This window comes from Clostridium sp. LIBA-8841 (assembly GCF_057782475.1).
The window spans coordinates 141,472-155,183 of record NZ_CM173488.1; the positions used below are offsets into that span (position 1 = coordinate 141,472).

At 32.5% G+C, this 13,712-nt stretch carries 11 protein-coding genes; all 11 read left to right on the forward strand.

What is annotated here, in order from left to right:
* Positions 1-13: 13 nt before the first annotated feature.
* The 11 genes from iolC to AC2A4K_RS00680 all read left to right on the forward strand — a co-directional run bounded on the left by iolC (position 14) and on the right by AC2A4K_RS00680 (position 13,632).
* Positions 14-1,030, forward strand: coding sequence for a 5-dehydro-2-deoxygluconokinase (iolC, locus tag AC2A4K_RS00630; protein ID WP_322505141.1), 1,017 nt, complete (start codon positions 14-16; stop codon positions 1,028-1,030).
* Between the two features lie 13 nt (positions 1,031-1,043).
* Complete coding sequence (locus AC2A4K_RS00635) at positions 1,044-1,811, forward strand: 5-deoxy-glucuronate isomerase (protein WP_322505142.1); 768 nt, start codon at positions 1,044-1,046, stop codon at positions 1,809-1,811.
* Between the two features lie 16 nt (positions 1,812-1,827).
* Positions 1,828-3,747: a 3D-(3,5/4)-trihydroxycyclohexane-1,2-dione acylhydrolase (decyclizing) gene (gene iolD, locus AC2A4K_RS00640; RefSeq protein ID WP_322505143.1), complete on the forward strand. Its 1,920-nt coding sequence runs from the start codon at positions 1,828-1,830 to the stop codon at positions 3,745-3,747.
* A 75-nt stretch (positions 3,748-3,822) separates the two neighbouring features.
* A complete protein-coding gene (gene iolG, locus AC2A4K_RS00645; RefSeq protein WP_322505144.1) occupies positions 3,823-4,824 on the forward strand; it encodes an inositol 2-dehydrogenase in 1,002 nt (333 codons plus the stop codon).
* 113 nt (positions 4,825-4,937) lie between these two features.
* A complete protein-coding gene (gene iolE, locus AC2A4K_RS00650; RefSeq protein WP_322505145.1) occupies positions 4,938-5,831 on the forward strand; it encodes a myo-inosose-2 dehydratase in 894 nt (297 codons plus the stop codon).
* An 83-nt stretch (positions 5,832-5,914) separates the two neighbouring features.
* Positions 5,915-7,507: a solute:sodium symporter family transporter gene (locus AC2A4K_RS00655; protein ID WP_322505146.1), complete on the forward strand. Its 1,593-nt coding sequence runs from the start codon at positions 5,915-5,917 to the stop codon at positions 7,505-7,507.
* A gap of 63 nt (positions 7,508-7,570) precedes the next feature.
* Complete coding sequence (locus AC2A4K_RS00660) at positions 7,571-8,620, forward strand: Gfo/Idh/MocA family protein (RefSeq protein WP_322505147.1); 1,050 nt, start codon at positions 7,571-7,573, stop codon at positions 8,618-8,620.
* A gap of 284 nt (positions 8,621-8,904) precedes the next feature.
* Positions 8,905-9,669: a formate/nitrite transporter family protein gene (locus AC2A4K_RS00665; RefSeq protein WP_322505148.1), complete on the forward strand. Its 765-nt coding sequence runs from the start codon at positions 8,905-8,907 to the stop codon at positions 9,667-9,669.
* A 226-nt stretch (positions 9,670-9,895) separates the two neighbouring features.
* Positions 9,896-10,672 carry an enoyl-CoA hydratase-related protein gene (locus AC2A4K_RS00670; protein ID WP_322505149.1) on the forward strand — a complete coding sequence of 259 codons (777 nt, stop codon included), beginning with the start codon at positions 9,896-9,898 and terminating at the stop codon, positions 10,670-10,672.
* Positions 10,673-10,774: 102 nt separating this feature from the next.
* Entirely contained in the window at positions 10,775-12,325 is a 1,551-nt protein-coding gene (locus AC2A4K_RS00675; RefSeq protein ID WP_322505150.1) for an acyl CoA:acetate/3-ketoacid CoA transferase, read from the forward strand.
* Positions 12,326-12,495: 170 nt separating this feature from the next.
* Entirely contained in the window at positions 12,496-13,632 is a 1,137-nt protein-coding gene (locus AC2A4K_RS00680; RefSeq protein WP_322505151.1) for an acyl-CoA dehydrogenase family protein, read from the forward strand.
* Positions 13,633-13,712: the final 80 nt, after the last annotated feature.

Consider the following 13,712-nt stretch of genomic DNA (forward strand, 5'->3'; position numbering starts at 1 on the left):
GAGATGGGTTAGTATGAGATATATAGAATTTGATGAGAATAGAAAGTTTGATATTGTTCCAATAGGAAGGGTAGCAATAGATTTCAATCCTACAGATATTCATAAACCATTATCAGAAAGTAGGAATTTTAATAAATACCTAGGTGGTTCCCCTGCAAATATAGCAGTTGGACTTGCTAGGTTAGGAAAAAAAGTTGGGTTTATAGGAAAAGTTTCAGATGATAGATTTGGAGAGTTCGTAGTAAATTACTTCAAAAAGGAAGGAATAGATGTATCTGAAATAAGTAAAGCAAAAAATGGTGAATCTTTAGGATTAACATTTACAGAAATATTAAGTCCTACAGAAAGTAGTATCTTAATGTATAGAAATGGCATAGCTGATTTACAGTTAGATGTAGATGAGATAGACGAGGACTATATAAAGAATACAAAGGCAATAGTTATTTCAGGAACAGCCTTAGCAATGAGTCCTTCAAGAGAAGCTTCATTAAAGGCATTAAGACTTGCTAAAAAGAATGGAACAGTGGTTATATTCGATGTAGATTATAGAGAATATAACTGGAAAAATAAAGATGAGATTGCAATTTATTATTCAATAGTAGGAAAAGAAAGTGATATCATAATGGGATCAAGAGAAGAGTTTGATCTAATGGAAGGTTTAATAACTAAAGATAGCACTGATGAAGAGACAGCAAAAAGATGGTTAAACTATGGTAATAAAATTGTAGTAATTAAACATGGTAAAGAAGGCTCTACAGCTTATACTGGAGACGGAAAATCATATAAAATAAAACCTTTCCCAGTAAAACTTTTAAAATCCTTTGGTGGTGGAGATGCTTACGCATCAGCATTCATATATGGAGTACTAGAAGGATGGGATATGATGGATGCCCTAGAGTTTGGAAGTGCATCAGCAGCAATGTTAGTTGCAAGTCATAGTTGCTCAGAGGACATGCCAACAGTAGAAGCTATTAAAGAGTTCATAAAGAAAGAAAAAGAAGAGTATGGAGAAATGGTAGCTAGATGCTAGGGAGGTCATAACTATGGTAGAAAATATAGGTTTTTCAGAAGATGGGAAAAAGATTGTAACAGAAATTGATGGTAAACATAGCGATATGCTAATGGATATAGAAGTTATAAAAATTAAAAAAGGTGATGAAATAACAATTTTAGAGCCTAAAAAAGAGGTTGCAGTACTTCTTATGGAAGGTAAAATAAAATACCTTTGGGAAAACAAAGAGGTTGAAGCTAGTAGAAAGAATGTGTTTGAAGAAGAAGGTTTTTGCCTACATGTTTGCAAAAATGTAGAGGTTAAGATTGAAGCTTTAGAAGATACTGAAATATTAATTCAAAAAACTGAGAATGATAAAGAGTTCTTAGCTAAACTTTATAGACCAGAAGATGTAATAATTCAAGAATCATCTTTAGATAGATGGGATGGAACAGCAGCTCGTAAGATTAAAACATTCTTTGATTATAGTAATGCGCCATATTCTAATATGGTTAACGGAGAAATAGTTTCTTACCCAGGAAGATGGTCAAGCTATATTCCACATGAACATCCACAACCAGAGGTTTATTATTATAAATTTGATAAGCCACAAGGCTTTGGAGCTTGCTTTATAGGTGATGAGGCTTATAAAGTTAAAGATGGTGGATATGCGATTATAGAAGGTGGATATACACATCCACAAGCTACTGCACCAGGTTATAGAATGTATTATTGTTGGATGATAAGACATTTAGATGGAAACCCTTGGACAGATAGAATTGATGATCCAGCTCATATTTGGTTATTAGATGAAAAATAGGAAGGATGAGAAGTTTATGAGAATGACTACAGGCCAAGCGCTAGTAAAATTTTTAGATAATCAATACGTTTCCTTTGATGGCAAAGAAGAAAAATTTGTTGATGGTATATTCACTATATTTGGACATGGTATTGTAGTTGGTTTGGGAGAAGCTTTGTATGAAGAACCAGGTAATCTAAGAGTTTATCATGGAAGAAATGAGCAAGGTATGGCTCATGTTGCAACAGCTTTCGCAAAACAAAACAATCGTAGAAAAATAATAGCTTGTTCAAGTTCGGTAGGGCCAGGAGCTGCCAATATGGTTACAGCGGCTGCAACGGCTACAGTTAATAATATTCCATTATTATTATTGCCTGGGGATTCCTTTGCTACAAGACAACCAGATCCTGTACTTCAACAGGTAGAACAATCCTATAACTTAGGAATAACAACAAATGATGCCTTTAAACCAGTATGTAAATATTGGGATAGAATAAATAGACCAGAACAACTTATGTCAGCAATGATAAATGCTATGAGAGTATTAACTGATTCAGCAGAAACAGGGGCTGTTTGCATAGCATTACCACAGGATGTTCAAGGAGAGGCTTATGACTTCCCAGAATATTTCTTTAAAAAGAGAGTTCATAGAATAACAAGACCTTTAGCTGTACAAGAAGAATTTGAAGAGGCATTAGATGTAATAATGACTAAAAAGAAACCTATAATAATCTGTGGTGGTGGAGTTAGATACTCAGAAGCTGGTGAAGCCTTAGCTGATTTCGCAGAAGAATTTAATATTCCAATATGTGAAACACAAGCTGGAAAGAGTGCTATAAAATCAAGTCATCCATTAAATTTAGGTGGTATAGGGGTTACTGGTAACCTTGCTGCAAATATGATTGCTAAAGATGCTGATTTAGTAATTGGTGTTGGAACAAGATTCTCAGACTTCACGACTTCATCAAAATCATTGTTTAAAAATCCAAATGTTGATTTTGTAACAATAAACGTATCAAAATTCCATGGTGGAAAAATGGATGCTCACAAAATAATAGGTGATGCAAAAGTTTGTATAGAAGAGTTACAAGCTATGTTAGAAGCTAATAACTATGAATCATCATATGAAGATGAGATAGTAGAGGCTAAAAAAGCTTGGAAAAAAGAAATGAAGAGATTAACAGGCATTAAATATGATGAAAATTTTGAAGCTTTAATAAAACCTAAGAGAAAAGGTTGCATAGAAGAGTTTAGCGTATTAACAGGTGGCTTAATAACTCAAACAGCTGCTTTAGGGGTTATTAGAGAAACAATAGATGATGATGCCATAGTAGTTGGAGCTGCTGGAAGTTTACCAGGGGATCTTCAAAGAATGTGGGAAACAGATGCTAGGGATTCATATCACATGGAATATGGATATTCATGTATGGGATATGAAATAGCAGCTACATTAGGAGTTAAGTTAGCTGAACCAGAGAGAGAAGTTTACTCAATGGTTGGTGATGGAAGCTACTTAATGCTTCATTCAGAGATAGCAACAGCTATGCAAGAGCATAAAAAGATAAATATACTTTTATTTGATAACTGTGGATTTGGATGTATAAACAACTTACAGATGTCAAATGGTATAGGAAGCCTTGCAACAGAGTTTAGATATAGAGATGAAGAGGGCAAATTAGAAGGTGGATTAATTCCAATAGATTTTGCTAAATCTGCAAGTGGGTATGGTTTGAAAACATATACAGTTAAGACCTTATCAGAATTAAAAGAGGCATTAGAAGATTCTAAAAAGCAAAAAGTATCAACTTTAATAGATATAAAAGTATTACCAAAAACTATGACAGATGGTTATGATGCATGGTGGCATGTTGGAATAGCTGGAGAGTCAGAGATTGAGGATGTAAATAAAGCATTTGAGAACAAAGAGAAAAATTTAAAGAACGCAAGAAGATATTAAAATATTTAAAGCTATTTGACTTTAAAGTATTTTAAAAATAAATCTAAGTTTTAAATAATAGGGAGGAATTTGGTCATGATTAATATTGGTGTTATTGGAGCAGGAAGAATAGGTAGAATCCATGCTCAATCTATTCAAGAAAAGGTAAAGGGAGCTCAAGTTAAAACTATAGCAGACGTATTTGAAGAGTCAGCTAAAAAAGCTGCTGAGGAGTTTAAAATTCCAAATTATACAGGAGATTATATGGAAATTTTAAATGATCCAGAAATTGATGCAGTAATAATATGTTCATCAACAGATACTCACTCAAAAATATCAATTGAAGCTGCTGAAAGAGGTAAACACATATTCTGTGAAAAACCAATAGATTACGATGTTGCTAAAATTGAAGCAACTTTAGAAGCTGTTAAAAAAGCCGGAGTAAAATATCAAGTTGGTTTCAACAGAAGATTCGACCATAACTTTGCTAAACTAAAAGATCTTATAGAAGAAGGTAAAATAGGAAATCCACATATAATAAAAATTACTTCAAGAGATCCACAAGCTCCACCAATAGAATACGTGAAAGTTTCAGGTGGTATGTTCTTAGATATGACAATTCATGATTTTGACATGGCTGCATTCTTAAGTGGAAGCAGAATTTCAGAAGTATATGTACAAGGTGCATGTATGGTAAATCCTGAAATTGGAGAAGTTGGAGATGTTGATACAGCAATCATATCTTTAAAATTTGAAAATGGATGCATAGGGGTAATAGATAACAGTAGAGAAGCTGCTTATGGATATGACCAACGTGTTGAAGTATTTGGTGGAAAAGGATATGTAATGGCTGACAATGATTCTGATACAACTGTTACAATAGCTTCAGTAGATGGTATTGTTGGAGAAAAACCAAAATATTTCTTCTTAGAAAGATATATGGACGCTTATGTAAACGAGATGCAACAATTTATAAACTGCTTAGAAAACAATACAGAAGTTCCAGTTGGAGCTAATGAAGGTTTATATTCAGTTTTAGTTGGACTAGCTGCTACTAAATCATTAAAAGAAGGTAAGCCAGTTAAAATAGAATATTAAAATGATAAATTAGAACGGTATAAAAATTTAAAAGGTATAAATGAGGTTTGGTCAGAAAAGCTAAATGGGAGTTAGCTTTTCTGACAAATAAAAAGGTAATGGGGGAAGAGAGAATGTTTAATTCAAATGTAAAATTAGGAATAGCACCAATAGCATGGACAAATGATGACATGCCAGACTTAGGAAAAGAAAATACTTTTGAACAATGTGTAAGTGAGATGGCTTTAGCAGGATTTAAAGGATCAGAAGTTGGAAACAAATATCCAAGAGATGTAGAAGTTCTTAAAAAAGCTTTAGAGTTAAGAGATATGGAAATAGCAAGTGCTTGGTTTAGTTCATTCTTAACAACTAAACCATATGAAGAAACTGAAAAAGCATTTATAGAACATAGAGATTTCCTTAATGCTATGGGAGCAAAGGTAATCGTAGTTTCAGAACAAGGACATAGTATCCAAGGACAAATGGAAACACCAATATTCGATGGAAAGTATGTTTTCAATGAAGAAGAATGGAAAAAGCTAGCTGAAGGTTTAAATAAATTAGGAGAGTTAGCAAAGGAAAAAGGTATGAAAGTTGTTTACCATCATCATATGGGTACTGGGGTACAAACAACTGAAGAAATAGATAAATTAATGGATTTAACAGACGAAAATTTAGTGTACTTACTATTTGATTCAGGTCACTTAGTTTACTCAGGTGAAGATGCTTTAGAAGTATTAAAGAAATATGTAAATAGAATAAAACATGTTCACTTAAAAGATATAAGAAAAGATGTAGTTGAAGAAGTTAAGAAAGATAAATTAAGTTTCTTACAAGGAGTAAGAAAAGGAGCGTTCACAGTTCCTGGAGACGGATGTATAGACTTTGAACCAATATTCAAAGTACTTGACGATAATAACTATGAAGGATATTTATTAGTTGAAGCTGAACAAGATCCAGCAATAGCAAACCCATTAGAATATGCAATAAAAGCTAGAGAATATATAAAAGAAAAAACTAATCTTTAATAACTAAATTGGTTAATAATGAATTTTAGGTAACAGCATTAAAAATGCTGTTACCACCACTAAGTAGGGTAGGGGGAAATTTTATGTTCATATTTTTGAGTTTTGCAGTTTTTTTAGTAGGTGTATTCGCTATTGCATGGTATAAAGCTAAAGGAACAGATAACACTGAAACAGCAACAGGATACTTCTTAGCAGGTAGAGGATTAAGTGGTCCTGTAATCGCTGCAACAATGATACTTACAAACCTTTCAACGGAACAGATCATAGGCCTTAACGGTCAAAGTTATGCCACTAATATGGGACCAATGGCATGGGAAGTAACCTCATGTATATCCCTTATAACATTAGCACTTATATTCTTACCAAGATATCTAAAAGGTGGAATAACAACAATCCCAGATTATTTAGAAGAAAGATTCGATAGTACAACAAAGAGAATAGTTTCAATTTTATTCTTAGTTAGTTATGTTATAACTTACATACCTACAGTTTTATACTCTGGTGGTTTAGTTTTAAATCAGATTTTTGGTATATCAGAAATGTTTGGAATAACTACATTCCAAGCAGTTGCATTAACTGGATTCTTACTAGGGGTAGTAGGTGCTATCTACACAGTACTTGGAGGTATGAAATTATCAGCATTCTCTGATACTATAAACGGACTTGGATTATTAATTGGAGGTCTTTTAGTACCTATATTAGGTCTATTATTACTTGGAAATGGAGATTTTATTGGAGGATTTGAAATAATCCTTGGAAACCCAGAAAAGCTTAACGCTATTAACCCAGCAAATGCACAAGCACCATTAATTCCATGGCCAGTATTATTTACAGGATTATTATTTAATAACTTATTCTATTGGTGTACAAACCAGTCAATAGTACAAAAAGCATTAGGAGCTAGTAGCTTAAAAGAAGCTCAAAAAGGAGCTATACTTGCAGGCTTGATCAAGGTTTTAACTCCAGCAATACTTGTATTCCCAGGAATTATAGCATTCGCAAAATATGGAAATGGATTACCAAATGCAGATATGGCTTACCCAACATTATTACTTGATGTACTACCAAAACCTTTATTAGGAATATTTGCAGCAGTATTATTTGGAGCCGCTATGAGTTCATTAAATGGTGCTATGAACAGTTCATCAACACTATTTACATTAGATTTATACAAGCCTATGATAAATCCAGAGGCTTCAGAAAAGCATCTTGTAAGAGTAGGACAAAAATTTGTTATAGTAGTATCAATTGTATCAGTTGTTGTTGCTCCATTCATTTTATATGCTCCATCAGGATTATATAACTTCTTACAAGAATGTAATGGATACTTTAACGTACCAATATTAGCCTGTGTAATAGTTGGATTCTTTACAAAGAGAGTTCCAAGTTTAGCTGCTAAAGTAGTATTCATAGTTCACATTATTTTGTATACGTTATCAAAATTCTTCTTATCAGATGTACATTTCTTATACGTATTAGGTGTATTACTACCAGTAGCTATAGTTGTAATGTTAATTATAGGTAAGATTAAACCAAGAGAAACAGATTTTGTTCAAGCTGACCATGCATTAATAGATATGACTCCTTGGAAATATGCAAAATCAGCATCAATAGCTGTAGTTCTTATTATGATAGTAGTTTATTTAACTTTCTCACCTTTAGGAATAGCAGTGTAAATTATAAGAGTTTATGAGTATATAACTTAATGTATCAAGATAAATTTTTGGGAGGAATTAATCATGAAAAAAGTAAACTTTGGTATTGTAGGCTTAGGAAGATTAGGAAGAGCTCATGCTGAAAATTTAGCATTTAAAATTCCAAATGCAAATCTTTTAGCTGTTTGTTCAATAGATCAATCTCAAGTTGATGAGGTTCAAAAAGCATGGAACATTCCATATGGATATACTGATTTCGATGAAATGTTAACTAACAAAGAGTTAGATGCAATATTTATAGCATCACCATCAGGGTATCATTGTGAACAAATCAAGAAAGCTTTAGATGCTGGATTCCATGTGTTTAGTGAAAAACCACTTGGATTATATTTAGAAGATGCAGTAGAAGCTATGAAAGCTGTAAATTCTCATCCAGAAAAAATATTCATGCTTGGATTTATGAGAAGATATGATAAATCATATGCTTATGCTAAACAAAAAATTGAAGAAGGTGCTATAGGTAAACCAGTATTAGTTAGATGTTATGGATTAGATCCAGCTAAAGCTTTACCAAGCTTCTTAAAATTTGCTAAAGATAGCTACAGTGGTGGATTATTCTTAGATATGGCAATTCATGATATAGATTTAGCTAGATGGTATTTAGAGTCAGAAGCAGATGAATTATGGGCTATAGGTGGAGCTTATGGACATAAAGAGTTTGATGAGATAAATGATGCTGAAACTGGAGCAGCTATGGTTAAATTCAAAAATGGAACAATGGCATTACTTGTTGCTGGAAGAAACTGTGCTCATGGTTATCATATAGAAACTGAGATCATAGGAACTGAAGGTACATTAAGAATTGGAACAACTCCAGATAAGAACATAGTTACAGTATTTGATGATAGAGGAATTAATAAAGAATGTGCTGGTGGATTCTTAGAGAGATTTGAAGATGCATACTTAGCAGAAGTTAAAGAGTTTGTTGACTGTGTATTAGAAAATAGAAAGCCAGATGTAACTGTTGAAGATGGTGTATTATCTACTATCGTTGGATACGCTTGTAAAGAATCTTTCGAAACTGGAGAATTAGTTAAAGTTAATTACGAAGGTTACGATGAGTTAGTAAAATAGCCGCCTAATACTCAATTAAATATCTTTATATTGGGAAAGCTATGGAAAAGATTGGATTTTGATAAGTTTTTCAATAAATTTTTGGGCTTCGCCCAATATAAGATTATTTAATTAAAAGAGTAGTTTTATATAAATTAAAAATCTAATAACTTTAAAATTAAAAGATGGTTATTTATCATTGAGGAAGTTAAGTTTTACTTAGCACTTTAGTGATTTAAATTAATAAATTAAAAATATAAAATCAGCCAAATAAAAACATAATATATATAAATAAAGGAGAATGAATGCAAAAGAAAGACATAAAATTGATTTCAGACATGGCAGTTAATAAGTTTGAATTTGCAGATAGAGCTCCTATAAAGTATTTTTTCAGAGCAGTAGTTGCTGGGTTTTTCCTAGTAGTGGCTATAATTCTTTCATATACCACTGGAGCGGTATTAAATAATTCCTATCCAGAAATAGCTAGAATAATGGTGGCTGCTACATTCTCTTTAGCATTAGGGCTTATTGCCTTCATTGGAGGAGAACTTTTCACAGGAAACAACTTAGTAATGGCAATGGGAATATACAACAAAGATTGTACTTTAACCATGGCTTTAAAAGTATGGTTCATGAGTTATTTAGGTAATTTTATAGGATCTATATTATTAGCGTTTTTATTTGTGAAAAGTGGAGCATCCATTGATTTAATCAGTGATTATGCCAAAAGTATAGTTGATATAAAACTTACTTTGCCGGCTATAGAGCTCTTTCTAAGAGGTATGCTTTGTAACTTCATGGTTTGTATAGCATTCCTAAGCACAATAAAAATGAAATCTGAAACAGGAAAATTAATAATTATGTTCTGGTGTATATTTGCATTTGTTATCGCTGGTTTTGAACACAGTATTGCTAATATGGGAATATTCTCAATAACTTATTTTTCTTCTGGAAGTTTAGGTTTACCACTTATTTTTCGTAATCTATTTTGGGTTACTTTAGGAAATATGGTTGGGGGAGGAGTTCTGTTAGCATTACCACTTAAATTTATGAGCATGGACATGGAATAACTTTTTATGAATTAACTAACTTCCTTATCTGTTAATTATAAATTTTATTTAGCACCTAAAAACAATGATTTTTAAAAATTACCACCTTTTAAAATTATTGATTTTGATAAATTTTACTACACTAAAAAATAAATATCTCAAATTTTATTAATATATAAAAACTAAAGAATTTATAGTAACAGGCAAATTTTAAAATTATTTAAAGGTTGAAAGGGAGTAGAGTATTATGGAAAATATTATTTTTAATGAAGCAAATGGGATTGCAGAGGTTATTATAAACAGACCTAAAGCATTAAATGCCTTAAACAATCAAACTATAACTGAACTTGGTGACGTTATAAACGAAATCTCAAAAAGAAAAGATATTAAAACTGTAATTATAACAGGATCAGGAGAAAAGGCTTTTGTAGCAGGAGCAGACATTGTTGAGATGAAAGATTTAAATTCAATGGAGGCAAGAGATTTCTCAAGACTTGCTCAAAAGGTATTTTCAGACATAGAAAATATGCCACAAATTGTTATAGCTGCTGTTAATGGATACGCATTAGGCGGTGGATGTGAACTTTCAATGGCTTGTGATATAAGATTAGCTTCTAAAAAAGCTAAATTTGGACAACCAGAAGTTAACTTGGGAATTCTTCCAGGGTTTGCAGGAACTCAAAGACTTCCAAGATTAGTTGGAAAGGGAGTAGCTAAAGAACTTATATTCTCAACAGATATGATTGATGCTGAAGAAGCACATAGAATAGGACTTGCTAATAAGGTTTATGAGCAAGAAGAGTTAATGGATAAAGCAAGAGAGTTAGCTAATAAGATAATGAGCAAGAGCCCAGTAGGAGTAAGATTAGCTAAGGCTGCAATAAACAACGGATTAAACATGGATACTGAATCAGCATATAACTATGAAGCAGATTTATTTGCTTTATGTTTCTCAACAGAAGATCAATTAGAAGGAATGAATGCCTTTGTTGGAAAGAGAAAAGCTGATTTCCAGGATAAATAAAACTACTTTGAATATATAAAATCTAAATAAGTTTATAAAAAATAAAACAGCAATTAAGTTTATGTAACTTATATTAATCTACCCATGAAAGGATTGTTATGTATGGTAAGGGTTAGTTTTTTGAAACCATGTGAGGTCGCGGAATTTGTTAAAGATGGAGATACTATAGTAACAGAAGGATTTGTTGCTAGCTGTTGTCCAGAGTCTTTGACTAAGGCTTTAGAAAAGCGTTTTTTGGAAACTGGTCATCCAAAGAATTTAACTTTAATGTATTCTGCAGCTCAAGGAAATAGAGATGGAAGTGGTGCTGACCACTTTGCTCATGAAGGAATGACAAAGAGAGTAATAGCAGGTCATTGGAATATGGCTCCGAAGCTAGGAAAGATGGCTGTTGAAAATAAAATAGAGGCATATAACTTGCCTCAAGGAACTTTAGCTCAGTTATTTAGAGATATAGCTGGTAAGAGAGTTGGAACTATAACTCATGTAGGGTTAAATACATTTGTTGATCCAAGAATTAGTGGAGGAAAGTTAAATGACGTCACTAAAGAGGATATAGTTAAACTTATTGAAATAGAAGGAGAAGAAAAGCTTCTTTATAAATCTTTTCCAATAGATATTTGCTTTTTAAGAGGCTCTTCAGCTGATGAGTGTGGAAATATAACTTTAGATAGAGAAGTTGCCACACTAGACGTTACTTCAATTGCGCAAGCTTGTAAGAATAACGGCGGAAAAGTTTTTGTACAGGTTGAGAGAGTGGTAGCAAGTGGATGTTTAGACCCTAGACTTGTTAAAATTCCGGGAATATATGTTGATGGAATAGTTCTAGCAGAACCCTGTGATCATGAACAATGTTTAGGAATGAAATTTAATCCGGCATATACAGGAGAAGTAAGAGTTCCATTAAGTAGCATAGAAAAGGCACCTTTAAATGCAAGGAAGGTAATTGCAAGAAGAGGCGCTATGGAACTAAAAAAAGATACTATAGTTAACTTAGGAATTGGTATACCAGAGGTTATATCATTAGTTGCTAATGAAGAAGGTATTGGAGATTATATGACACTTACAGTTGAATCTGGCCCTGTTGGAGGAGTACCTCAAGGGGGAGCAGCCTTTGGTGCCTGTATAAATCCAGATGCTATTTTAGATCAACCTTATCAATTTGATTTCTATGATGGTGGTGGAGTTGATATAGCATTCTTAGGATTAGCTCAGGCTGATAAAAATGGAAATATAAATGTAAGTAAATTTGGACCTCGTATAGCAGGCTGTGGTGGATTTATAAACATAACTCAAAATGCTAAAAAGGTTATTTTCTGTGGTACTTTCACGGCTTCAGGATTAAAGGTAGAGATAGGAGATGGCAAACTTCATATAGTTCAAGAAGGAAAGTGTAGTAAGTTTCTTGAAGATGTTGAGCAAATTACTTTTAGTGGAGAATATGCCAACAAAACTAATCAGACAGTTATGTATATAACTGAAAGAGCTGTATTTGAATTAAGAGATGATGGATTACACTTAACAGAGATTGCTCCAGGAGTTGATCTTGAAAATGATATTTTAGCTTATATGGACTTTGTTCCTAAGATAGACGAGCCTCTTAAGTTAATGGATGAAAGAATATTCCACGATAAACTTATGGGAATTAAATAAGGATAAGTTGGTATAAGTAGTATTAGGTAATCTTTGAAATTGAAAAATATATTAAAAGATAATACTTAGTCACATTTATAGTGGCAAAGAATAATTTTAACTTAATATTAGATGTTTAAATAGCTTTTTAGCTTTAGATATAATTACAGAATTTTGGGAGGAATTAAGGTATGGATTTCAGTTTAACACAGAAACAATTAGACGTTCAAAGAATGGTAAGAGAATTTGCTGAAAGAGAACTAAAACCATTTGCTATTGAAAATGATGAAAATAGTACATTTCCAATGGAAGCTTATAAAAAGTTAGGTGAATTAGGAGTTATAGGTCTTCCATATTCAACTGAATATGGCGGAACTGGGGGAGACTATCTTTCATATGTTATAGCTGTTGAAGAGATTTCAAAGGTTGATGCATCTATGGGGATAGCAGTCTCAGTAACCACTTCATTATGTGCAGGAGGAATTAGTAACGCTTCAGAGGAGCTTAAGAAAAAGTATTTACCTGACATACTTTCAGGTAAAAAACTTGGATCATTTGGATTAACAGAGCCAAATGCTGGTTCAGATGCTAGTGGAGTTATAACTGTAGCTGAGAAAAAAGGCGATAATTATATATTAAATGGAGCTAAATGCTTCATAACAAATGCACCTTTAGCAGGAACATTCATAGTTTTTGCATTAACAGATAGAACAAAAGGACCTAAAGGATTATCTGCATTTATCGTTGAAAAAGATTTTCCAGGAGTATCAATAGGAAAAATAGAAGATAAATGTGGTATTAGATCAGCACAAGTTTCAGAAGTTTTATTTAATGACTGTGTTGTGCCAGCTAGCAATTTAGTTGGTAAGGAAGGTGATGGCTTCAAGATAGCTATGAAAACTCTAGATGGAGGAAGAATCGGGGTTGCAGCCCAAGGTTTAGGAATAGCAGAAGGAGCTTTCGAAATTGCTAAGGAATACATGAAGGAAAGAAAACAATTTGGTAAGCCTTTATTTAAACAACAATATTTAGCATTTAAAATGGCTGAATTAGCTGTTGAAATTGAACAAGCTAAATATATGTTATATAAGGCAGCTATGGACAAGCAAGAAGGAAAACCTTATTCATTGTCAGCTGCAAAGGCTAAATTAGTTTGTACAGATGCAGCAATGCATGTTACTACTGAAGCTATTCAAATGCTTGGTGGTAATGGATACATGAGAGAGTACCAATTAGAAAGAATGATGAGAGATGCTAAAATAACTCAAATTTATGAAGGTACAAATGAAATTCAAAAATTAATAATAAGTGGAAGTTTATTTAGATAATAAAATAGACTATACACTATCTGCAGTTTGAAGTTAATTGAAAATTAAACACACACAACATATTAACTAAAAGTCAAAAT